At 38.8% G+C, this 22,092-nt stretch carries 22 protein-coding genes; 1 reads left to right on the forward strand and 21 read right to left on the reverse strand.

What is annotated here, in order from left to right; genetic code table 11:
* Complete coding sequence (locus KJ593_06945) at positions 1-1,416, forward strand: hypothetical protein (protein ID MBU2541622.1); 1,416 nt, start codon at positions 1-3, stop codon at positions 1,414-1,416.
* A 144-nt stretch (positions 1,417-1,560) separates the two neighbouring features.
* On the opposite strand, the gene KJ593_06950 is transcribed toward KJ593_06945, so the two are convergent.
* From KJ593_06950 to KJ593_07050, 21 genes are all read right to left on the reverse strand, one after another.
* Positions 1,561-1,926, reverse strand: coding sequence for an S-adenosylmethionine decarboxylase (locus KJ593_06950; protein ID MBU2541623.1), 366 nt, complete (start codon positions 1,924-1,926; stop codon positions 1,561-1,563).
* Complete coding sequence (speE, locus tag KJ593_06955) at positions 1,913-2,761, reverse strand: polyamine aminopropyltransferase (protein MBU2541624.1); 849 nt, start codon at positions 2,759-2,761, stop codon at positions 1,913-1,915. The genes KJ593_06950 and speE overlap by 14 nt, the downstream gene beginning before the upstream one ends.
* Entirely contained in the window at positions 2,758-3,132 is a 375-nt protein-coding gene (gene speD / locus KJ593_06960; protein MBU2541625.1) for an adenosylmethionine decarboxylase, read from the reverse strand. Before speD ends, speE begins: the two co-directional genes overlap by 4 nt.
* Before the next feature lie 213 nt (positions 3,133-3,345).
* The gene (locus KJ593_06965) at positions 3,346-3,702 is read right to left on the reverse strand and encodes a hypothetical protein (GenBank protein MBU2541626.1); all 357 of its coding nucleotides are present in this window, start codon (positions 3,700-3,702) and stop codon (positions 3,346-3,348) included.
* Between the two features lie 19 nt (positions 3,703-3,721).
* Positions 3,722-4,804, reverse strand: a complete 1,083-nt coding sequence (locus KJ593_06970; protein ID MBU2541627.1) for an ABC transporter ATP-binding protein — start codon at positions 4,802-4,804, stop codon at positions 3,722-3,724.
* Positions 4,805-4,807: 3 nt separating this feature from the next.
* The gene (locus KJ593_06975; protein MBU2541628.1) at positions 4,808-5,614 is read right to left on the reverse strand and encodes a carbohydrate ABC transporter permease; all 807 of its coding nucleotides are present in this window, start codon (positions 5,612-5,614) and stop codon (positions 4,808-4,810) included.
* A 31-nt stretch (positions 5,615-5,645) separates the two neighbouring features.
* Positions 5,646-6,428, reverse strand: a complete 783-nt coding sequence (locus KJ593_06980) for a sugar ABC transporter permease (GenBank protein MBU2541629.1) — start codon at positions 6,426-6,428, stop codon at positions 5,646-5,648.
* Positions 6,429-6,604: 176 nt separating this feature from the next.
* Complete coding sequence (locus KJ593_06985; protein MBU2541630.1) at positions 6,605-6,898, reverse strand: hypothetical protein; 294 nt, start codon at positions 6,896-6,898, stop codon at positions 6,605-6,607.
* The gene (locus KJ593_06990; protein MBU2541631.1) at positions 6,895-7,242 is read right to left on the reverse strand and encodes a hypothetical protein; all 348 of its coding nucleotides are present in this window, start codon (positions 7,240-7,242) and stop codon (positions 6,895-6,897) included. Before KJ593_06990 ends, KJ593_06985 begins: the two co-directional genes overlap by 4 nt.
* Before the next feature lie 227 nt (positions 7,243-7,469).
* On the reverse strand, positions 7,470-8,780 hold the full coding sequence (locus tag KJ593_06995) for a radical SAM protein (protein ID MBU2541632.1): 1,311 nt from the start codon (positions 8,778-8,780) through the stop codon (positions 7,470-7,472).
* Positions 8,781-8,867: 87 nt separating this feature from the next.
* Positions 8,868-9,317 carry a septal ring lytic transglycosylase RlpA family protein gene (locus KJ593_07000; GenBank protein MBU2541633.1) on the reverse strand — a complete coding sequence of 150 codons (450 nt, stop codon included), beginning with the start codon at positions 9,315-9,317 and terminating at the stop codon, positions 8,868-8,870.
* A gap of 181 nt (positions 9,318-9,498) precedes the next feature.
* On the reverse strand, positions 9,499-10,092 hold the full coding sequence (metW, locus tag KJ593_07005; GenBank protein ID MBU2541634.1) for a methionine biosynthesis protein MetW: 594 nt from the start codon (positions 10,090-10,092) through the stop codon (positions 9,499-9,501).
* 9 nt (positions 10,093-10,101) lie between these two features.
* The gene (locus KJ593_07010) at positions 10,102-11,235 is read right to left on the reverse strand and encodes a homoserine O-acetyltransferase (protein ID MBU2541635.1); all 1,134 of its coding nucleotides are present in this window, start codon (positions 11,233-11,235) and stop codon (positions 10,102-10,104) included.
* A gap of 2 nt (positions 11,236-11,237) precedes the next feature.
* Positions 11,238-12,167: a cysteine synthase A gene (cysK, locus tag KJ593_07015; protein MBU2541636.1), complete on the reverse strand. Its 930-nt coding sequence runs from the start codon at positions 12,165-12,167 to the stop codon at positions 11,238-11,240.
* Between the two features lie 65 nt (positions 12,168-12,232).
* Entirely contained in the window at positions 12,233-13,531 is a 1,299-nt protein-coding gene (locus tag KJ593_07020) for an O-acetylhomoserine aminocarboxypropyltransferase/cysteine synthase (protein MBU2541637.1), read from the reverse strand.
* 24 nt (positions 13,532-13,555) lie between these two features.
* Positions 13,556-13,978 carry an Rrf2 family transcriptional regulator gene (locus tag KJ593_07025; GenBank protein MBU2541638.1) on the reverse strand — a complete coding sequence of 141 codons (423 nt, stop codon included), beginning with the start codon at positions 13,976-13,978 and terminating at the stop codon, positions 13,556-13,558.
* Between the two features lie 95 nt (positions 13,979-14,073).
* On the reverse strand, positions 14,074-14,487 hold the full coding sequence (locus tag KJ593_07030; protein MBU2541639.1) for an arsenate reductase ArsC: 414 nt from the start codon (positions 14,485-14,487) through the stop codon (positions 14,074-14,076).
* 1 nt (position 14,488) lies between these two features.
* Positions 14,489-16,828: an elongation factor G gene (gene fusA / locus KJ593_07035; GenBank protein MBU2541640.1), complete on the reverse strand. Its 2,340-nt coding sequence runs from the start codon at positions 16,826-16,828 to the stop codon at positions 14,489-14,491.
* A 703-nt stretch (positions 16,829-17,531) separates the two neighbouring features.
* Entirely contained in the window at positions 17,532-18,485 is a 954-nt protein-coding gene (locus KJ593_07040) for an NAD(P)-dependent oxidoreductase (protein ID MBU2541641.1), read from the reverse strand.
* 33 nt (positions 18,486-18,518) lie between these two features.
* Positions 18,519-20,270, reverse strand: coding sequence for a patatin-like phospholipase family protein (locus tag KJ593_07045; protein ID MBU2541642.1), 1,752 nt, complete (start codon positions 20,268-20,270; stop codon positions 18,519-18,521).
* A gap of 90 nt (positions 20,271-20,360) precedes the next feature.
* Entirely contained in the window at positions 20,361-22,049 is a 1,689-nt protein-coding gene (locus KJ593_07050; GenBank protein ID MBU2541643.1) for a cation:proton antiporter, read from the reverse strand.
* Positions 22,050-22,092: the final 43 nt, after the last annotated feature.

The following is a 22,092-nucleotide window of genomic DNA, read 5'->3' on the forward strand; positions in this document are numbered from 1 at the left end:
ATGAAAATTAAAAGCCCAATAAAGATATGCTTAAACTCAGAAAAAGCCATAGCCTTAATCCTGGGCATATGGATTATACTGGCATTCTCAGTTCTTGGGCTCCTATCCCTATCCATAACCACTTCTGAGGATGATATCTACATTAAGTATTTAAATTCTGTCCAGGCCTTTTATCTGGCAGAGGCAGGCAGACATTATGCCTATGATTACTATCTAGGCTGGGGCATAGAATTTACTGATGAAGATTCATTCCCAGAAACTGTAACTAAGAATTTTGGCTCAGGCTCATTTAGAATAACCTATGATCCTTATATGCCAGCTAGCAGAGCGCAAAAATCCACTAACTTGGTTGTACAGGCAACACAGGCAGATGCAAAGAGAAGAATTAATCAGGCTATTGAAATACCTAATAGAAGCAGTGGCACTGATGACTCTTACCTAATATATGGAATTACTGGTACTGCTTTCGATACCGCAGGTATTTATGACTCTGATATTAAAAGCGGGGGTGTCTATTCCAGCTCTATTATAGGAAGTGCAATATTTCAGGATATAAACTTTGGCTCTGTATCAGCTCATATCCAAAATGTATATACTAAGGCCCATGTAAATAAAAGCGTCACATTCACTAATTGCACCGGCTATATTGATAACCTTTTTGTTGAAGGGCCAGCTACTATTACTATAAATGGCGGCTCACTGAACATATCTAATATATCTTATGCAGCTCTGCCTGTGCCTATTCCTGGTGGAGGAGGACATCTTCTTTCTAAAATGACTTATGTATCACACATAACAAAGGCTGAAAATCAAAATGTTGGGGGTGCGGTTCTTAGCGGCGACCTAACAGGAAAGGCCTACTATTTTGATAGTGCCCTTGTCTCTATTAACGGAAATCTTTCGGGTGGGCCAGCTATTATTGTCGTAGCCAGAGAAGGCTCAGACGCTGGTGATATCAGCATTGCTAATGGAGTCAACATCGGTGATAGAATTACCCTTGTTGCCAAAAGGCATATCATTGTTGGGGATAACGTAGTCATAGGCGGCACCCTGCAGGGATCTGGTAGTTCAGAATATATTGATGGCAGGGGCTGCTTTCTGCATGCTAATGCTGGCGATATTACTGTTGGAATAAATGCGCGTATAAAGGCCTCTATGCAGACCGACTCAGATGCCGTTCTTCCTAAAACTAAAATTGTACTAGGAGCAGGCTCTAAGGTCTGGGGCTTAGTAGCACCTGGTAGAGACGGAATTGGAAATCCAGGCTCGACAAGGACTATCTACGGCTCTCTGCGACCACGCAATAGCACCTCTACTACCACAGTTAGAGATATTGATATATACCATGACAGCGAGCCACATATCATAGGACACATCACTGACTTTAGCTCTCAAGGCATCTGGAGAGCTTTCTAAAACAATCTCCTCCCTCTTTTGCTTCTCTTAAAACCCTGTTTTCTTAAGAAGAAAGAAATCTCTATTAATTCCTTTAGAGAAATTTAGAAAAATCTGCATTAAGAAGAAATTTGATGAAAGAATTGTTGCTAATTAAGGTGGGGCTTAACGAATCAGAAACCTATTCTTTACCTTCTTTGCCTTGAAAAATTGACAGGTGAATTCTCTTGCGAGTGCATGGTTGTATTCCTTACAGGAAAAGATGTTTATATATGCCTTGTCCCAAAGTTCAGAAAAATGACCTGTAATAGAGCTTGTTTCGATCAACTGCACCAAGGAATACCCTTTGGTGAACGCCTGGTTTTCGCCAAAATAAGGAAGCAGTGTTTTTCCGTACTTTTTCATCTTTATCAGCTTGCATAATTTATCAACGTATTCCTGCAGTTTTTTCCTGGAACTAAGGACTTCCTTATTGCAGCCGGATAAATCCATTACCAATTCGTAACCAAAAACCTTTTTACTTTTTGCCATTTACTATCCCCCTTAAGTAACTAGGTAATTTAGAACTAGCAAAATGAATCTGTGGATTATAATATTTTGTTTTTAAATTTAACTTTTTGTATCTAGACTCTATTTTCCTAAAAGATAAACCTTGAAAATTAATTCCTTTTGCCCCAATAAGAAAACTAAAAAAGCCGCCAATGTATGTTGGTATAGCAGCAAGTCCTATAGTTACAGAAGGAAAAATTTTCTTAAGCAGTTTATAATTCTGTTTTAGCTCATCCTGCTGCAGCATGCTAGAACCTGCCTGTCTTATCATTATACCTCTATTCTTCAATATTGAAAATATATCTTTGTAAAATTTTTTGCCAAAGAGTACCTTTGCCGGCCCTACTGGATCAGGGGAATCAACGATCACTATATCAAATTCTTTACTTTTATCTCTCACAAACCTCGCCCCATCATCAAGGATTATACTTAGCCGCTTATCGCAAAAGGCGCCTTTTGATAAAGACGGCAGGTATTTTTTTGAAGCGCGGATTACTTCTGTGTCAATCTCCACTAAATCAACATGCCTAACTTTATGCCTTAAGACCTCCCGTAATATACCTCCGTCTCCGGCGCCAATAACCAAAACATCCTTTGGATTTGGATGTGCGAAAAGAACCGGATGAGTAAGCATCTCATGATAAATGAATTCATCATTTTCCGTAGTCTGGATTACGTTATCTAAGAGCATCAGCTTTCCAAAGCGATGATTCTTATATATCTTCAAATCCTGATAGGCAGTTTTTTTCCGATGCAGGAGTCTACCATTGAAACCCAACCTCACATCAGGATATAATGTCTCGTGAAACCAGCTCACATTATGCCTCTCTTTACTTCTACCACCTGTATTCTTTTGGGTCTAAAACCTTGCTTTATAGTCTTGAGCGCCTTATAAGGATCGACGTTACCACAGACAAATATATCCATGGCTGCATACTTATACTCCGGCCAGGTGTGAATACTCAAATGTGATTCGGAAATCACTGCAACTCCAGATATTCCACTATAAGGAGAAAATTTATGGAGTGATATTTTAAGAAGGGTTGCTTGGCAGGCCTTAACAGAATCTTTTAATATCTTTCTGATTTTAACAAGAGATGAGAAATGCCGACCATCCCAAAGCTCAATAAGCAGGTGAGTCCCGGCATATTTTATATCTTGACGACTGGAACAATACTCTTTTTTCATCCCCTCGCTTTATTCTCTCTCTCGTGGATCGCATATAGTCCTTGAATCTTATATTTACCTTATATTAAAGCAATTTTTCACCAATTTGCAAGAGTTTTTTAATCTTTTTTAAGAAAAGGCTTATTTGCGTCTTTCAGCTGCTCTTCTCTTTGCACTTGAAAGCAAGCCTTGCAAAGAGAGCCTATCCTATAAAGCTTAACTTGATTTTATCTTTTATACCTTTAAAAATATTATGCCCATAATAATGTAAATTACTGCCAAGCTCTTATATAACTTTACAGGCTGTTTAGAAAACCACTCTAAAAGCCTATCCGTCGCCTTGCCTTTTAAGAGGAGAAAGGCCTTGATAATAGCAACTATTGCAAAAAGCATAAATACCTTAGCCCACAAACCGCTTGCTTCAAGTCCGGCGACAATAAAAAGAAATGCAATAACTATTGCCAACGCAAACAAATATCTTTTTACTTTCTTTGTGGTCTTCTTTAGCAATTTGTTCTTAAGCCATTCTGGTTTTAGAAAAAACACGATTCCCCAAATAATAAATAACCATCCCAAAATCTTTACAATCATTTCTGCCTCCTTTTCTACGTTATAATTCTATCCTCTTGCCGTGCTCATCAAAGAAATACATCTTTTTTGCATCAATCTTTAATCTGACAAGCTTTGTTGAGCTTAAGGCAAGACCCTCATCTATCTTCATGGTTATTTCTACATCTTGAGACAAAGATATATGAGCATAGTGGTCTTCTTCTAATGTCTGCGTAAAGATAATCTCACCGACAAGCTCACCTCCTTCGGAAATCTTAACTGCAGTAGGCCGGAATCCAAGATATACCATATTATCGTTATGTCGCTCTAGCTTCGCTTGAAACTCTAAGGGTATAACGAGCTTAAAATCTAAATTTTTAAGAACCAATTTTTCTTCAAATCTGGTTACCTTTGCCTGGATTATATTCATTGCCGGCATTCCCATGAATCCGGCAATGAAAAGATTAGCAGGATCATGGTAGATTTGAGAAGGTGCTCCTATCTGTTGAATCTGACCGTCTTTTAGCACAACAATAAGTTCCCCTAATGCAAGGGCCTCTTGCTGATCATGGGTTACATAAATTGTCGTCTTTTTAAACTGTTTATGAAGTTTTATAAATTCTGTCCGCGATTGAACACGCAGACGCGCATCAAGATTAGAAAGCGGTTCATCGAAAAGAAATAACTTAGGCTCTCTCACTATCGCCCGACCCGTTGCCACCCTTTGTTTCTGAGCCCCGGAAAGCTCTCCAGGAAAATTCTCGAGCTTATCCTTTATGCCCAATAACTCACTTGTCGCTCTGATCCTTACGCGTATATCCTTCTCCATCAATCCCTTAATTCGCAGGCCAAATGCCATATTCTCATAAACTGAAAGGTGCGGATAAAGCGCATAATTCTGAAACACAAAAGCAATATCACGCTTATGTACGGGAAGCTTTGTTATGTCCTTGCCTTCAAAGTATATCTTGCCAGAATCTGCCTCTTCCAAGCCAGCGATGACGTTAAGAAGTGTTGACTTGCCGCATCCAGAAGGACCAAGCACAACGCAAAATTGGCCTTGCTTTATCTCTAGATTGATACCGACGAGCGCCTTTAGTTTACCGAAATCTTTTGAAATATCTACTAATTCTAAACTAGTCATAATCTACCCCTTTATTGCACCGGAAAGATATTCTGCCTTTATATATTTCTGAAAAGTAAAAGTTAATATCAAAACAGGAATAGTAATAATCATTGCATAGGTTGCTGAATAAAATATGTCTGGGTGTGATACATAATAATACATCTTAAGCGGCAGGGTCGGATGTGCTAGGGTCAAATAAGACGCATATATGAATTCATCCCAAGAAAGTAAAAATGAGAATATTCCGGCAACAACTATACCGCTAAGTGAAAGCGGTAAAACTATCCAGATGAATGCCCTTAATCTAGAGCAACCATCAATGCGTGCCTGCTTTTCAAGATCAATTGGTATGCTAGAAAATATCCCGACAAGGATAAAACAAGCAACTGGTAAGATCTTTATAAGGTGTGCGATAGCCAGACCGAAATAAGTATCAAAAAGACCAATTTTTATAAAGCCGATTGATATCGGTAGGGCTATGCTTATCTCCGGCATCATCCTAAGCATAAATATAAGTAAAATTAATATATAGCGCAAGCGATAATTGAATTTTGAGATAGCATAGGCTGAAGGTATAGCAATTAATAAACTAAAAAACGTAGACAGGAGCGCAACTACAAGACTCTTTCTTAGCGGCAAGAAAAACGTTCCTCGGGAGGCAAATATATCTTTAAAATGACTTAAGGTAAAATGCCTTATTAGATAGGATGGTTTTTCAGTAAAGATATCACTTGGCTGACTCACTGATATCTTAAACATTATATAGAGCGGAAAAAGCAAAAGGATCGTAAAGATAATAACTACTAAGAATATGGTTGCTTGCTTCATCTCTTAAAATATTTTTTTATTTGATTCTAAATTAAGCTAGGCTTAACCCCTTCTTACCCACTGCCTTTATGTAAATTACTAAGGCTGCTAATATCATTATAAATAACAACACAGAACTTGCCGCAGAAAGATAGGCATTATTATATTCGGCATATTCCAAATAGGCATAGGTACCCAAGACTTTCAAGTTCTGCCCCATTAAAATAAATGGCAGTGCAAAAATCCTAAAGGCATCAATACCACGAATAATTACAGCACAGGTTATGTAAGGAGCTAGCAATGGCAGGGTTATCTGTCTGAAGATATGTAAACTCCCTGCACCGTCAACGCGTGCCTGTCTGTATAAATCCTTATCTATGGACTGGATGCCAGCTAAAAGTATCAACATTACAAGCGGCGTTACCTTCCAACAATCTGCTAAAACAATCATAATCAAACTATTTATGCCGCCCGACATCCAAGAAATAGGTGCCTTTATCAAAGATAAATCCATTAGTATCCTATTAATCCAGCCTGAACTTGAAAATATATAACTCATCATAACTGCAACTACAACCGTAGGGATAGCAAGCGGCAGGATAAAAAGCATACGCAAGCCCGCTGTTATCTTGGTATTTCTGGATAATATCAGTGCTAAAATTAAACCAAGTGTAATCTCCAGGACCAGGCTTACTCCGGCAATAAATATGGTATTGTATAGTGCCTTTCTAAAGCTTGCCTGCTGGATGAGATCTTTATAATTTGAAAGGCTAAATTGATTGCTAAGGGTATCTTTAAAACTTAAGATTAGAGTACGCCAGATAGGTAAAAACATAAAACATAATAAAAAAATCAGTAAGGGAGAAATAAGTATTATCTCCAAGTACCATCTCTTTATGAATTTTATAAATCTCATCTAATATTATTATGCTCCAGATAATAAAAAAACCAAGCGCAAAACTTGGAAATTATTGTCTATCTGGGTAATCTAAATTTTTTATCGCTAAGTAATCAAAGGCGACGCTTTAATTCTCTAAATGCACCTAAGGCAAAGAGGGCAAGCCCTAAGGTGTCACCTATTTGATCCTCTAAAAAATCATGGAAATGCGCTTTTTCACCTAAGATTGGAGTGTGCTCAAGCTGCTTAAATCCATCACTAAAATCCAGGACCGCAGCAAACAAAAGAAACAAAAACCCTATAGAGATTAAGCGATAATTTATCGTGCTTATATTCGACTTTAGCCTTGAGGCTAAATAGAAAAAAGCCACTAAAACAACTAGCAGCTTAGTAAAGTCCGGGTTCATTTTTTGAATTGCTCTTTGATTTCCGGTCGGTTAAGCAAGACAAAACTTATCAAACCCAGTACTATCGGCACAAGGAGAGGAATTCCTAAGACATTAGCAGCAATCGCTAATTTTAGACCAAAAGGCCTGCGTCTAACTAGAAATACTGCACTAAATAAATATAGAAGACCGACTATTACTACGTAAATAGAAAAAGGGATCTTTATCCCAAAAATCGCAACAACATTAGGGCCTAAATAATTAAGAACTGGCAAAAACACAGCTAGAAATGCCCCCCAGACCAAATAACATAATTCTAGTCCAATAAAAGAAGCGTCCTTTAACAACTCATTAATCTTTTTCATATTTCCTCCTTAATGAGGCCGCAACTTATGGAACACAAGTGAACATAAGTTGTCTGGCCGAATTAACCCTGTAGCTTACAGTGAAAATATCAAAGAGATTTTCATTGTGTTTAAGCAAGGGGTAATAACCTTATTTGATATCTTACCTCTTTTAGGCGAATTTGACAAGATTAAATAAAATCTTGTTAAAATATATTGACTCTAGCCGTAAAAGAAAAGCTGGAGTCCTAACCTGCCCTGCCTCTACGACTGATCCTCTCTTTTGAAGGATTGAAATAGCCAACCATAATATCAGGAAAATTTATCAAAATTGAATCAATCAGTTCCTTTATACCTGTCATCTTAAAACCGTCTGGGCAAAATCCAATCTCCCGTAAATATGCATAAGGATCAATATTCAGGTTCCTCCACTGAATCATATCTATCTTGTAAGTGTTTAAGAAACACTTGAATGCGCTAGACTCTTTCTCGGAATCAGTAAACCCCGGAATTGTAAGATAATTCAAAGAAACAAAACCTTTCATTCTTTTTGCTATCCTTAGGCTGTGCTTAACATCTTTAAATTCATAACCTCTGGGTTTATAGTAACGCTTATAATACTCTTCTTGAACACTATTTATACTTACGCGTATACTATCCAAACCAACATCAAATAAGCTGGCTATCTTTCTAGGTTTACTTGCATTAGTATTTAAATTTATTATGCCTTTTGTTGTCTTCTTCCTGATAAGCCTTATTGCGCTCTCGATTGTGTCCGCCACGCATAAAGGCTCGCCTTCACAACCCTGACCAAAACTAACAACAGGATCTCTCACATTCTTAATATGAAATGTAGCTATCTCGGCAATCTCTTCTGGTGTGGGTAGGAATTTTATTCTGGGCTGTGTCACAGGGCAGGCCTTATTGATTTGAAGGGAAATACATCCAAAACACTGGGAATTACAAGTCTGAGAGCTAGGAAGTGGTGCCTCATAACGAATTAGAAAGAAATTCTTTGCAGCAGGGCAATTATATGTTAATGCGCAATTTTCTAAATGTTTAACTAATCTGTTCCCGGAAAATAACTTGGTTAGTTTTTGGATGTTCTTTTTGAGCTTAGATGTTTTCATCAGCCGCTCATCCTGCCGTCTCTCTCTATCTACCCTTACTGCTGTTGTAAAAAAATTACCTTTATAGAATGCAACAGGCGCATAGGCAAAAAGAGGCAAGGGTTTAGGGTTGCCTATCTGTCTGTAAGCGCTATTATAAGTTAAGGTATATCCAGGTGGCAGGAAAGCGCTAACCGCAAAACATCTCTTGTTTGTTTTTGAAAAAGGATTTGAGGCTATGGTGATAAAGCCTCTTTCCTCTCTTGCATAGCCAACAGCTAATCTCTGCGGCAACATAAATAACCTGCTACCAAAGGGGAGCCTTATCCAGTCTTTGGCAGTTAATCTGAAAAACACACCTGCCTTCATACCGCAGGCCTCAATATCAAAAAGCTCAGAGACCTTGCCTTTTTTATCACTTATGAGTAACTGAGGATAAGCTCCTATCATGACCTATCTATTTTAGCGTAAAAAAAATACCCTTTGCAATAAATATATCACAAAGGGCTATAGTTATGTAATTTAATTATTATATTTTTAGATATTCTTGGGTAATACCGTTATCTCTACCTTGGTTATGCCTTTTCTTACCATCCTAAGCTCACAAGCTGCTGCTAGCGACAAATCAATTATTCTCCCCTTTATATATGGGCCGCGGTCGTTTATCCTTACAATAACCTCCCTGTTATTGCTTAGATTCTTAACCTTAACAATACTGCCCAGGGGTAAGCTAGGATGTGCAGCCGTTAATCCATACATATTATATCTTTCCCCAGCTGCTGTCTTTCTTCCATGGAATCTCTTTCCATACCAAGATGCTATCCCAACCTGAAAGCTGGACCTGAAAGAGGAACCTGTATTTGCAAAGCAATGCTCTCCTCTAACAGTCCTGATCGAGTAAATAAAGACAGTGCATAGGGTACAAACTAATAAAAAAATAATCCTTCTCTTATTGAAAAAACGTTTTCTTGATCTATTTGGCTTCATAAAAAGATGATAATTCGTCCTAATCAGTACTAATTTTGTGGGAATTTAATTTGACTCTAAAGCGCTCCTTTATGAGGATAACAACAGGTAAGAATCTAAAATATACTACATATAAGGGGATTTGTCAAGGCTTTTTTAAAAGTTTTAAAAAGAAAATATAAAGTTAAGTGGGTAAGAAATATCAGCGGGAAATAACAAAAATCGCATTTAAGGCAAAAAGGTTAGGCCAGAAACGAACAATCCTATCTTGGGCTAGATAATAGGCGTTGACAATCTTTATATCCTCCTCATTACAAAAGGCCTTGAAGTCACTTATGCTTAAGAAATGCAAATTCGGTGTATTATACCAGCGGTAAGGCAAAGAGCTGGTTACAGGGGTTTTACCCTGAAAAAACACCATAGCCCTTGCCTTAATATAAGCAAAATTAGGAAAACCTACTATTGCCTTCTTACCTACGCGTAAGGCCTCCTGGATAACAAATTCAGCTCTTTTAGCCTCCTGCATAGTCTGATTCAAAATTACGTAATCAAATGATCTGTCTGGATATTCGCTTAGGCCGCTGTCAATATCAGTATGGAATACGCTTAGACCTTTTTCCACGCATCTGTAGATAGCCTCTTCGCTCAATTCTACGCCTTGAGCCCTGACCTTTTTGCCCTGGGATAAAGAATAGATAAGCTCGCCGTTACCGCAGCCTAAATCCAAGACCTTTGATTCTGGCTCAATAATGCTGTAAATGATTTTATTGTCTAAACGCTTTGGCCTATCTTGCATAATTATCCCCTAAGATCTAAATATATTGCCTAAGAAATGCCTAATAAGATGGGTCTGCTCTTCTGCCTCTATTAAAAATGCGTCATGTCCATAAGTCGATTTTATCTCGCAATAAGAAGCATTCAGGCCTTTTATCTTCAGGAGACGCACGATCTCCTGTGATTGATAAGCTGGATAGAGCCAATCTGATTTAAAGGCTATAACCAGAAAATGAGTATTAATAACTCTGTTGCCGGGGATAAGTTTATCGCCCGATAAATCAAAATAATCCATGGCCTTGGTGATGTAAAGATAAGAATTGGCATCAAAACGCTTAACAAAATTATCTCCTCTGTATCTAAGATAGCCTTCGACCTCAAAATCAGTGCTGAATTTAGAGCTGTAATTCTTATCTTTTAGTTTTCTGGAGAATTTGGCCTCCATGGACTGGTCACTCATATAGGTGATATGGCCGATCATACGCGCCACTGCCAGGCCTTTTTCCGGCTGGCCGAATTTATAGTAATTGCCTTCTTTCCAGGCAGGATCAGCCATAACTGCTTGTCTGCCTACTTCGTCAAAGGCTATCTGCTGAGGCGAATGCTTTAGGGCACTAGCAATAGGTATACAAGTACGTACTCTCTCTGGATATGAGGCAACCCACTGTAGGGCTTGCATGCCGCCCATTGAGCCTCCCACCACACAGAGTAGTTGTTCAATTCCCAAATGATCTATTAAAAATTTCTGAGTATTAACCATGTCAGCAATGGTAATTATGGGAAAATCTAAGGCATAAGGCTGGCCTGTCTTAGGATCAACAGAAGACGGACCCGTGCTTCCTTTGCAGCCTCCGATTAAATTAGAGCAAATGATAAAATACTTTCTTGTATCAAACGCCTTGCCTGGCCCAATCATAAAATCCCACCAGCCTGGTCTTTCTTCGTTCTCATGAAAACCAGCTGCATGCGCATCTCCGCTTAAGGCATGCAGGATAAGAACGGCATTGCTCTTATCCTTATTAAGCTGGCCATACGTCTCATAGGCAAGTGTAATAGGACCAAGTTTCTGGCCAGACTCAAGAAGTAATTCATTAGGCGCTTGGGCAAAAGTAAAATACTTAGTCTCTACAATTCCTATACTGTCTGAACGAATTTTCTTTTCCATTATTATTGACTTTGAAATAACCAGGTAGAGAGATATCTCTCTCCTGTATCCGGTAAAACAACAACAATAGTTTTTCCTTGTGATTCTTTTCTCTTGGCAACCTCTAGAGCAACCCACATTGCTGCACCGCTTGATATCCCGACAAAGATTCCCTCTTTCTCTGCAAGCTGCCTGGCCACCTCACCTGCCTCCTTATCTGATACAAGCATAATCTCATCAATCGCATCTCTGTTTAATACTTGGGGAACAAATCCTGCCCCAATACCTTGAATCTTATGAGACCCGGATTTACCCCCAGAAATCACAGGAGAATCTTTAGGTTCTAAGGCTATAATCTTTACAGAAGGCTTTCTCTTTTTTAATTCTTCGCCTACGCCGGTTATAGTACCTCCTGTGCCTATACCTGCAATAAAGATATCGACCTTGCCGTCTGTATCATTCCATATCTCTTGCGCTGTGGTCTTGCGATGAATTTGAGGATTAGCAGCATTATTAAATTGCTGCGGCATAAAACTGTTGGGTGTTTTATCCAAAAGCTCCCCTGCCTTCTCAACAGCGCCTTTCATGCCTTTAGCGCCTTCAGTAAGAACTAACTCTGCTCCAAAAATCTTCAATAACTGTCTCCTCTCTATGCTCATTGTCTCAGGCATTGTTAATATTAGCTTATAACCTCTTGCAGCGCACACAAAGGCCAAGGCTATACCTGTATTACCGCTTGTTGGCTCAATAATCACAGAGTCCTTATTCAAAAGGCCATCGCGCTCTGCTGCATCTATCATGGCAACGCCAATTCTGTCTTTTACACTGGAAAGGGGATTAAAAGACTCTAACTTTGCCAATATGGTTGCCTTTGATCCTTCTGTTAGCCTATTTATTTTAACCAATGGGGTATTACCTACTGTCTCGGTTATATCATTAAAAATCTTAAGCATAACCACCTCTTCTGCTAAAAAATTATATTCAAAAATTGTAGCATAAATCTTTAAAAAAGAGAAGCCTAAACGCTTGCCTTATCCAATGCCTGAGCTATATCATTAATTATATCGTCGATATGTTCAAGGCCAACGGAAAGTCTTACAAAATCTTGGGTCACTCCGGTCGCCAGCTGTTCTTCTTCTGACAGCTGCTGATGTGTAGTGGAAGCTGGATGAATTGCCAGAGTCTTGGCATCTCCGATATTAGCTAAATGTGATATCAACTCCAAAGAATCTATAAATTTCTTTCCTGCATCCAGTCCGCCTTTTATGCCAAAGCCTAATATTGCACCAGCTCCACGTGATAAGTATTTTTTGACCCTCGTTTTTTCTGGGCTGGAAGCTAGACCAGGATAACGTACCCAGGAAACCTTTGGATGTTTCTCGAGATATTTAGCAACATTAAGTGCATTCTCACAATGCCTGGGCATCCTCAGATGCAGCGTCTCTAACCCTTGCAAGAAAAGAAAGGCGTTAAATGGGCTCATTGCCGGCCCTAAATCTCTTAAGAGATTTACCCTTGCCTTGATGATATAGGCGATATTCCCTAACGGCTTCAGGGCCTCTATAAAGTCCAAACCATGATAACTTGGATCTGGCTCAGAGATTAAAGGGAATTTACCATTTGTCCAATCAAATTTTCCCGAATCAACGATTACTCCACCAATAGAGGTACCATGGCCGCCAATAAATTTAGTGGTAGAATACATAACAATATCTGCTCCAAAATCTATTGGTCTTAAAAGATAAGGTGCAGAAGTATTATCAACAACCAACGGAATGCCGTTTTTATGGGCTATTTTAGAAATCTCCTCTAAATCCGCGATATCAAGTTTGGGATTACCCACAGTCTCAGCATAGACTGCCTTGGTCTTAGAAGTAATGGCCTCATCAATGGCTGCAAAATCATTAGACTTAACGAATTTTACATCAAGGCCTAAACGCGGAAAGGTATAATGAAAAAGATTATAAGTGCCTCCGTAAAGGTTATCCATAGATACAATCTCATCGCCAGCCTGGGCCAGGTTTAAAAGCGCCAAGGTGGTAGCTGCCTGACCACTTGCTACTGCCAGGGCTGCCAGGCCTCCTTCTAAAGCTGCCATTCTCTTTTCCAGAACGTCTGTTGTCGGATTCATTATCCGCGTATAAATATTGCCGAATTCTTTAAGGGCAAATAAATCTGCAGCGTGCTGGCTACTCTTAAAATTATAAGAAGTAGTTTGATAAATCGGCACAGCCCTTGAACCTGTTGTTGGGTCTGGTTCCTGGCCTCCATGAAGTGTGAGTGTTTCTACTTTTAGTTTTGAGTCTATCTTTGACATTACCTCTCCCTCCTTAAGCTAGATTCAGATGTAATAAGTTACTGATTCGTTTTTAATCTTGGCTACTAATGTATCAAATGTTAGCCCTTCTAACTTCTGAATCAATTGAGAATTCAAATCATTCCAAATACTATTGATCAGCGTTTGCGCCTTGCTACTTTTCACATTGCCTTTGACTGCTAAGATGTTGTCGTCAACAGCCCTGAAAACATCAGCTAAACTGATTTGAGAAGGGGCTTTAAGCAAGAGATACCCTCCTGCTATTCCCCTGACACTGTTTACCAGACCAGAATTTTTGAGGCGAATCATTATCTGCACCAAAAATTGTTTAGGAATATACTGACGTTTTGATATATCATTTAGCTGAACTGGCCTATGGTGCTGATAATGCAAAGCTAGCTCTATAACAGCCTTACATGCATATTCTATTTTCGCTGAAAGTCTCATTGTAAATATTCTAAAACTGGATATCCTACTAACTTGATTATAATGATAAAGTATACCTTAAAAAAATATATTGTCAAGTCTTTTTTATTATTAACTTATTCTTCGCTTATAAACTGTTCTACCCTCTCTTTTATAATATCCCTTGTGTTTCTAAACGCCGAAAGTCTTTCCTTGCCAGTTCTGCCAACAAAAACAGGGTCTTCTATACTCCAATGGATCTTCTTGTGCTTACCCTGAAATACAGGGCAAACCTGCTTTGCGTTATCGCAAACAGTTATCACGTAATCAAAGCTCTGTTTCAAAAACTCCTTGATTGACTTTGAGTATTGTCCGGATATATCAACTCCAGCTTCCTGCATGACCTTGATTGTCAAAGCATGTATGTAGGCAGGTCTAAGACCTGCGCTTGAGACTTCGAATCTATCAGCAGCCCTTGCCCTTAGGAAACCTTCTGCTATCTGGCTGCGGCAAGAATTTCCCGTACACAAGAATAATACCTTTTTCTTCAAATTACTCCTTTTTCTCCTGTTTTTTCTCAGCCACTACTTTTTGAGCTACCTCCGCAGGCACTTGTTCGTACTTCTTAAAATGCATGGAGCAGTTGGCGCGGCCAGAACTTAAAGACCTGAAGACACTTGCATAGCCAAACATCTCTGCTAAGGGAGCCTCGGCATATATAACCTTCTGATTTGCCTTTGCCTCGATATTTATAATTTTGCCTCTTCGCTGGCAGATATTTCCCACAAGACTATTTATGTATTCTTCAGGAGAAGTCACTTCAAGTGACATATAGGGCTCTAATAACACGGGCCTGGCTTTCGTAAACGCATCTTTAAACCCGCCGATAGCTGCCTGTTTAAATGCAATTTCCGAAGAATCCACCTCATGGAATGAGCCATCTAATAGATTTACTTTCACATCTACGACAGGATAACCAGCAACTATACCTTTAATCATAGCTTCTTTAACGCCCTTTTCTACAGCCGGAATAAATGACTTGGGGATTGCACCGCCTCTAATGCTATCTATAAATTCTAGCCCCTTACCTAATTCTGCGGGAGAAATATCCATAACCACATGACCATATTGGCCTCTACCTCCTGTCTGCTTAACATGTTTATACTCTCCAGTTGCCTTATCAGTTATGGTTTCCTTATAAGCTACCTTTGGCTTGCCTACAACCGCATCCACGCTAAATTCATTTTTTAATCTGTCTACGATAACCTCAAGGTGTAATTCTCCCATTCCAGTGAGGAGCGTCTCTTTGGTCTCCATATCAGATCGAACAACAAAAGTAGGATCTTCTTCTGATAATCTTGCTAATGCCTTTCCAAGCCTGTCTTGATCCTGGCGGGTCTTAGGAGAAATACTAAGGGAAATTACTGGCTCAGCAAATTCCATCCTCTCAAGCACAATAGGGCTATCAATATCACAGAGGGTATCGCCAGTTATTGTCTTATCTAGGCCAACTAAGGCCACAATATCTCCTGCAAACGCGTTATCTACATTTTTTCTCTGATTAGCATGCATTTCCAAAATCCTGCTAATCCTTTCCTTTTTATCTTTGGTTACATTAAGTACGTATGAGCCAGACTCAAGTACTCCGGAATAAAGCCTTACAAAAATTAGCTTTCCAACATGAGGATCAGACTGTATCTTAAATGCAAGTGCACAGAACGGTTCTTTATAGTCAGCTTTTCTCTGAATAATCTTTTCAGGATCTTGGGGATCATTACCGGAAATCGCAGGTAAGTCTATAGGGGCTGGCAAAAAATCAATTACTGCATCAAGAAGCCTTTGCACGCCTTTGTTTTTTAAAGCTGAACCGCACAAAACAGGCACCAGCTTATTAAGAATTGTACCTTTGCGAATGGCCTTGCGTAGCTCCTCTTGCGTCAAAGAGTCTTCGGATTCTAAATATTTTTTCATTAATGCATCATCAAACGCAACCGCCTTCTCAATCAACATGTGGCGGTATTTTTTTGCCACTTCTTTATGCTCTTGGGGAATATCCTCTGACTTGAAATCCTTACCCTTTGATGCTTCGTCATAGTAATAGGCCTTCATCTCTAAAAGATCAATAACACCTTTAAAATCGCCTTCAGCGCCTATTGGTATTGTAAGGGCCACAACATTATCCGTAAGAATCTTCTTAATACTTTCATAAACCTTAAAATAGTCAGCACCAATACGGTCCATTTTATTTATAAAAACAATCTTGGGTACATTGTATTTATCTGATTGGTGCCAGACAGTCTCAGACTGGCTTTCTACGCCGCCCACAGCACAAAATACTGCCACTGCCCCATCCAGAATGCGCAAACTCCTTTCAACCTCTACTGTAAAATCTACATGGCCAGGAGTATCGATAATACTTATGCGCTTTTCCTGCCAATAACAGTTGGTTGCCGCAGAAGTAATAGTAATCCCTCTCTCTTGTTCCTGCTTCATCCAGTCCATCTGCGCATTACCATCATGGACTTCGCCAATCTTATGGGTTCTGCCTGTATAGAATAATATCCTCTCTGTAAGAGTAGTTTTTCCAGCATCGATGTGTGCCATAATGCCGATGTTTCTCACATCGCCTAAACTGACTTTGGGAGAAACCTGGATTTCTTTCTTTGGTTTTTGCTCTGGTTCCTTGACCTCTGCAGACTCCTGCTCTTTGGCCTCTTCTTTTTTCTCTTCAACAACTGGTTCAGGTTGTTTTGGCTCTTCTTTTTCAGGTGGTACTTCTTTTTTTATTTCTTCTTTGGCTGGAACTTGCTCTTTGCTAACAACCTCAACCGAATCTTGCACTACCGCCTGCTGCTTTTTCTCCTGAACTGTCGAGTCTCTTAATTTCTCCATAAGCTTAACTCTCTCGGTGTTAACAGACTGCAGTTGCTTCTCGATCAATTCCAATTCACTCTCAAGTTGGGTATATTCTTCATTGAGTCTTTCAAAATCCTTTTTTGAAACCCACTCACTTTCCTGCTGTTTCTTTTTTAATACCGAAGCTGTATCTGCATGGGCCTTTGACTCCTGGGTGAGTCTTTCGATTTTAAACTTAAGCCTTAGATTATCCTTGGATATCCTCTTATTCTCATCCTCAGATAGTTTAATTTTATCTTCTAAGAGCATCCGCTCTCTTTTAAGCTCCTCATTCTTGTTAAACGCCTCTAGCAATTCCTTCTCTTTATCTTTTAATTTATTAATAACCTCAAAGCTTTTCTCTCTGGCCTTGCTTAAATCCTCATCGCTTCTTTCTGTCCACTCTTGTCTTTTCGCTAACCTCTCATTTAAGTCCTTTTTCTCTGCTATGGCTACAGCAAGCTCTAGTCTTGCCTTGTCAAAATCCTGTTTTGATTCCTGCAAGGCATTGCTCAAAGAGGCCATCTCCTCTTGCAACTTTAATATACTCTCGCCCTTAGAATCTAGTTCTGGCAGTTTAGCATAATCTGAGATTCTAGCCTTTTTCTTCGAACCTTTATCGCCTCCTAGCAATAGGCCGTAGGCAACAAGGGCAACGCCGGCAAAAACTAATGCTCCAATTAGTATAACCATGCTGCTCCTAAATCTTTATATTTAGTCTGGCTTTCTTACTGTTAAAAAGGCAACGACAGGATGTTGCAAGGCTCTCCTTAATCGGATATGAATGCCTGAAGCCAGTAGCTGTTATTTTTTCTTGAGAATAAACTCTGTCTTTCAAAAAAAACTTCAATCTTCTTCCTGCGTAAGGAAAGGCCAACAAAAAAGGTGTGAATCTCCTGGAAATCTCATAAGGAGGTCTTGCAGAAATTGCACTTGCCATGATATTCATTACCTCTTTTGTAGTCAGGACATCTCTATCAGCTACAAAAAATGTGCCTTTTAAAAACTCATCATTTCTAAGTGAAAAAATCATGGCATCAACAACATTCTTTACATATACAAGATGAAATTTACTTTCTCCTTTATTCACTAAAGGCAGAAGTCTATATTTTAATAAATGTAACATTCTCTTCAAAAGATGCGGCTCATCCTCACCATAGACCATACACGGCCTTAAGATGACAACCTCAAGCCCCTTCTTTCTATACTCAAGCACTACCTTTTCTGCTTCTATCTTTGATTCTGCGTATATATTGGTTGCAACAAAAGGCAGGTCTTCTACTAAAGGTATATGCGGATTCCCACTTACTACAGATACAGAACTTAGATAAATCACTCTTTCAACAGCTAATTTTAACGCAAGCCTACAAATATTCTCAGTCCCTCTGACATTAACCTTATGCAAGGCATCTATGTTATCATTGAGGACATATCCAGCGCAGTGAAAAATAACGTCTATTTTTTCGTTAATATTTTTAAACAAAGAGTCAAATTCTGTAATGTCAGCATATATGAATTTTACTCCATATGGCTCTAATATTTTCGTGTTGCTTGCCTTCCTCACCAAGCAAAAAATGTTAGCATGAGACTTTGATAATTCTTCTACCAGATGCCTTCCGATAAATCCTGTTGCTCCTGTAACTAAGATATTCATAAGCTTATTTTTTCATTTACTAGAGAGCATGAATCATCTTCTTAGTAGTTTCTTGATTTCTATTAATTTACGCCTGGCGTGTTCCTGACCGGTTTTTATAAACAGCCTTGCTTTGTAAAACTCATACCAATCTGCAAGCTTAGGAATGGGATGAATATATACGTCAGCTTGCTGGCGAGAGTTTATTGCCATACTATATTCCATGGCGTGGAAACTATTTACAATGATATTATAGATATTAAGCCTCTTCTGCTCTAAGCGCACTATATCATGAGGCGAAGGCAATGTGTTAACAGCAATAATCCTTTTTATGCCTATTTTGGATAAGACACTCACAGGAAGAGGATTGACAATACCACCATCTACAAGCTGGATATCAGAGTTATATCTTACTGGCTCAAATACACCGGGTATGGCAATGCTTGCCATAACTGCATCTAGGAGCTTACCTTTATCAATAACAAACTCTCTTCTCTTCTTTATATCACAGGCTACTATTTTTAAAGGTATCTTGGTATCAGAAAATGTTTTATTCCCTAGATAAGATTTCAAGATTCTTTTTACAGCCCTGCCCTTTATAAGGCCCTTGATCGGCAACGTAGGGTCAACTAAAAGCAATGTCCTTAATTTACTCTTAAAACTTAAAAATAATTTTTCGATTTCAGAGGTGCTGAAGCCCACAGACCAGAACGAAGCAATAACTGCACCTATGCTTGTTGCTGATATGATATCTATGGGGATCTTCTCATCCTTTAATACCTTAAGAACTCCGATATGCGCAAGCCCCATTGCACCTCCGCTTCCTAAAACAAGGCCTACTGCAACTTGGGAAATCTCTCTGGCTATGCGCCTTATTGTCTTCTTATAATTTTGTCTATCTTGTGGAAGTGTGGCAAAAATATCTTTTGAAAGAATTTTAAGTTTATATGCATAAGGGGTTTCGGCATAGAATCCATCTTGCTTTAAGATTATATATGCAGACTGCTTCCTGTATTTAGCGAATAGTCTCTCTAATCTCTTAACTAAGGTAGAAACCTTAGTAAGCGAAGCCCCGTCAGAAGCGCTTAGGATATGACAAATATTTGATTGTTTAAAAATTTCAAGATTAATATCATTAACTTTACCTGAGATATCTACTAAGACATAGTGGTATTCTTCGCTGAAAGAACTTAATCTTAACGCCACATCTCCTTTATTTAATATTGAGGTGGATTTTAGTATTAAAACATTTTTACCTGATTCTCTTCTTAGGCTCTTTGCCAGGTCCTGAACATAAGAAGATGCATTCTTGGCACTTTCTAAAGTATAGATTGCTATTATTGTACTTTCAAAAATTTCCTTAAAGGTTTTTTGCCTGATTCTCCTGGATAAAGAACGACTTAGGAAAGAGCCGAACTTAGGCACCTTGCGTAGTATATACTTAAAATCCTTCCTGACTATCCTTAATAGAAGACAATCATTTAATGTCCTGGCACTTACTGTATGCGGTTGGCCTGTAAGCGAAGAAATAGAGCCAAAATAATCACCTCTTCTCACATGCTCAATTATTACATCCTGAGGCTTCCTGGTCTTGGCAGCGGCATGATAAATCTCAACCCTACCGGAAACCATACAATAGAAATAATCAGGGGGGTCAGCTTTTTTGTAAATGATCTTACCCCTTTCAAATTCCACTAATTCTAGTTTCGAAGCTATTAACTTTTTCTCAAGGTGAGATAGATCCAAGAACAAAGGAAGGCTATCAAGTATTGATAGTTTATTCGTTAGATACGTTGCGTCTGGCATGAGAATATTATAACCCGCAAGATAAAAAATCCCAAGCAAAATTTGCTTGGGATTATCTTTCTCGCCGACTCTACCTAACTATAATTCTTTTCATTCAAGGGAGTCAGCTTGTTTCTGTAGCTCTATAATCTTTGTGGATACAAATTTATTAAGCTTTTTTCTTTCTATAAAACCTTCTAATCTTTTATCTTTATTAATTACCGGTAAATATTCAATATCGTATCTATTCAATATCTCCTTGACTTCAGATATCAGCGTCTCAGAAGATATACTAGCTATAACCGGTTGCATCAAATCATGAGCTAGAATAAGACCTCCTATGTCCCTTTCCAAGAATGTCTGTTTTATCCCCTCAATGGTTATGATGCCCAACAATGTTTTATTTCTATTGATTACCGGATAATATAAATTATCGTGTTCGCTAAAGGCCCTTAAGATGTCTTCCAGTTTCATATTATCATATATCAGTGGCGGGTTTTTATCCATAAGCTCTTTAGCGCTGCTTTTCTGGATTATGTCTTCCTCTGTTATATTTAATCCCACCTCGCCAGCTTTTGTTACTGCTACCCTGACAAGTACAGGACCAATAAGCTCAAGGATAAAGGCAGTAGCGGTTATAATGATAATTATTGCATTGCTGATTTCACCCGGAAAGTAATGGCTTGCCAAAATAGACAAACCAATCGCAACGCCTGCTTGACTTAAAAGACATAGTGGCAGATATTTTTGGACTGATTTCGCTGCACCCGAGATAAACGCTCCGAATCTTGCACCTATAGCCTTACCCCCTGTTCTTGCAACAAGATAAACAACTCCAAGTAAGATTATGGGTGGCGTCATATGGCTTATATTGAGTTTTGCGCCCACAAGCACAAAAAAGAGAACATAGATTGGTGGAGTAAAGGCCTCGACTAATTTAAATACATCTCTGCTTTTTCGCGGCGTAAAATTAGAAACAATAACTCCCAATGTCATAGCTGCTAACAACATATCAACGTGTATTGCTATAGCCAAACCTGAAACAAGCAGTACTGTGCCGATAGAAAATGCAAGCAGTCTTGCATCCTCAGAATACTTTTTTAACAGCCTATTAAGAATTAACCCTGCAAAACCCCCTATTGTTATAGACATGCCAATTTCATATAAAGGATTTATAAATATTCTGGAAAAACCGCTGTGGACATTGCCGATTAAACTACCCGCAACACTTGAGGCAATAGCAAAAAGCAAAAGTGCCAAACCATCATCTAAAGCAACAATGCCTAATACAGTCCTGGTCAAAGGTCCTCGTGTTTTATATTCTCGTAAAACTTCAGTAGTAGCGGCAGGAGCTGTAGCTGATGCAATTGAGCCTAATAACAAACCAAGCGCCCATGCAAACCTCCAATCTCCGAATAATAGCGTTCCTATCACACCTACCAATATAGAAACCGCTAAAAAAGCAGCAATACCTTCAAAAAGTAGAATATTTATCAGCTGCTTTCCATATTTAGTTAGGACCTCTCTCTTTAATTCTCCTCCAATCATAAAGCCGATTAATCCCAAAGCAAAATAATTAAAGGGCTCTAAGGATTTAATTACGTCATGCTCTATTAACCTTAGGCCCGACTCACCAATAATAATACCTATGGCAATATAACCTACTACTTGCGGAATGCGTAATTTCTGAAAAAGACGACCCCCCACAGTGCCGCCAAATAATGCCAATCCCAAAAGAAACAATACATTTAAATGGGAAATAGATATTTTGGTCAAAATATACTCTATCTGTTCAAGCATACAACACCTTCTTAAAAATAAAAACCCCTACTAAAATAGTAGG

The organism is Candidatus Omnitrophota bacterium, assembly GCA_018830005.1.
Lineage (GTDB): Bacteria > Omnitrophota > Gorgyraeia > JAHJTE01 > JAHJTE01 > JAHJTE01.

Bases quoted from the DNA above. Each gene is read 5' to 3' on its own strand.
- KJ593_07050 (MBU2541643.1), bottom strand. From the start codon at position 22,049: ATGCTTGAACAGATAGAGTATATTTTGACCAAAATATCTATTTCCCAT.
- KJ593_06965 (MBU2541626.1), bottom strand. From the start codon at position 3,702: ATGATTGTAAAGATTTTGGGATGGTTATTTATTATTTGGGGAATCGTG.
- KJ593_06990 (MBU2541631.1), bottom strand. From the start codon at position 7,242: ATGAAAAAGATTAATGAGTTGTTAAAGGACGCTTCTTTTATTGGACTA.
- fusA (MBU2541640.1), bottom strand. From the start codon at position 16,828: ATGGAGAAATTAAGAGACTCGACAGTTCAGGAGAAAAAGCAGCAGGCG.
- KJ593_06985 (MBU2541630.1), bottom strand. From the start codon at position 6,898: ATGAACCCGGACTTTACTAAGCTGCTAGTTGTTTTAGTGGCTTTTTTC.
- KJ593_07020 (MBU2541637.1), bottom strand. From the start codon at position 13,531: ATGTCAAAGATAGACTCAAAACTAAAAGTAGAAACACTCACACTTCAT.
- KJ593_07010 (MBU2541635.1), bottom strand. From the start codon at position 11,235: ATGGAAAAGAAAATTCGTTCAGACAGTATAGGAATTGTAGAGACTAAG.
- KJ593_06945 (MBU2541622.1), top strand. From the start codon at position 1: ATGAAAATTAAAAGCCCAATAAAGATATGCTTAAACTCAGAAAAAGCC.
- KJ593_06980 (MBU2541629.1), bottom strand. From the start codon at position 6,428: ATGTTTTTACCTATCTGGCGTACTCTAATCTTAAGTTTTAAAGATACC.
- cysK (MBU2541636.1), bottom strand. From the start codon at position 12,167: ATGCTTAAGATTTTTAATGATATAACCGAGACAGTAGGTAATACCCCA.
- KJ593_06995 (MBU2541632.1), bottom strand. From the start codon at position 8,780: ATGATAGGAGCTTATCCTCAGTTACTCATAAGTGATAAAAAAGGCAAG.
- KJ593_06970 (MBU2541627.1), bottom strand. From the start codon at position 4,804: ATGACTAGTTTAGAATTAGTAGATATTTCAAAAGATTTCGGTAAACTA.
- KJ593_06975 (MBU2541628.1), bottom strand. From the start codon at position 5,614: ATGAAGCAAGCAACCATATTCTTAGTAGTTATTATCTTTACGATCCTT.
- KJ593_07000 (MBU2541633.1), bottom strand. From the start codon at position 9,317: ATGAAGCCAAATAGATCAAGAAAACGTTTTTTCAATAAGAGAAGGATT.
- KJ593_07045 (MBU2541642.1), bottom strand. From the start codon at position 20,270: ATGCCAGACGCAACGTATCTAACGAATAAACTATCAATACTTGATAGC.
- metW (MBU2541634.1), bottom strand. From the start codon at position 10,092: ATGCAAGATAGGCCAAAGCGTTTAGACAATAAAATCATTTACAGCATT.
- KJ593_06950 (MBU2541623.1), bottom strand. From the start codon at position 1,926: ATGGCAAAAAGTAAAAAGGTTTTTGGTTACGAATTGGTAATGGATTTA.
- speD (MBU2541625.1), bottom strand. From the start codon at position 3,132: ATGAAAAAAGAGTATTGTTCCAGTCGTCAAGATATAAAATATGCCGGG.
- KJ593_07025 (MBU2541638.1), bottom strand. From the start codon at position 13,978: ATGAGACTTTCAGCGAAAATAGAATATGCATGTAAGGCTGTTATAGAG.
- KJ593_07040 (MBU2541641.1), bottom strand. From the start codon at position 18,485: ATGAATATCTTAGTTACAGGAGCAACAGGATTTATCGGAAGGCATCTG.